General features: G+C 35.7%; 1 protein-coding gene. It reads right to left on the bottom strand.

Features of this window, described 5'->3' with window-relative positions; all coding sequences use genetic code 11:
* Positions 1-670 (bottom strand): sensor histidine kinase (locus WA338_RS18855; RefSeq protein ID WP_336094568.1); only part of this gene is annotated, 670 nt, incomplete at both ends.

The following is a 670-nucleotide window of genomic DNA, read 5'->3' as shown; positions in this document are numbered from 1 at the left end:
AGTTCCGCGCGTTCCTTGAGGTTTTTAAGCCCTAGACTGTTCATTTGTTGTTCTTTACTGCTAACATCAAAACCTACCCCATTATCTTTAACCTCAAAATAAACTGCGCTCGGCGTATCGTAAACGCGTACTGCGCAAGCTTTGGCTTTGGAATGTTTTTCTACATTGGTCAAACATTCCTGAATCATTCTATAAATAAAAATTTCTTTCTCTTTCGCAATACGATGATGTGCTATCTGTATGTCTTCAGAATAAAAAATTTCAGAATTGTTTTGAAAATTCTCAACGGTATAACTGATGGAATTAAGTAAACCTAAATTCTCAAATTGAAAGGGGTGTAAATGCTGTGATATACTTCTAACCTCGTCTATGGTTTGTTGTATCAATTCGGCATCTGTTTTTTGATCAAGTTGAGCTTTATGTTTTAAAAGTAGTAGATTTTGACCAATACTATCATGAAGCTCACCTGCAATGTGTTTTCGGTCTTGTTCTAAATGATCTACAAGTCGTTTTGCAAATGCCTGCTGAAGTTTCACCTTTTTTAGTGCAAATAATCGGGAGCGCCAGATTAACAATGCGATGGAAAGAACCACAATAAGAATGCCTCCAAAGACGAAACGCTGATTAACCATTCGATTTTCAAATTGCAACAATTTTATATCCTGTAAAT

Source organism: Leeuwenhoekiella sp. CH_XMU1409-2, from assembly GCF_037029365.1.
Taxonomy (GTDB): Bacteria; Bacteroidota; Bacteroidia; order Flavobacteriales; family Flavobacteriaceae; genus Leeuwenhoekiella; species Leeuwenhoekiella blandensis.
Note: the sequence above shows the minus strand (reverse complement) of the source record. Positions and strands in the feature narration are given on the sequence as shown.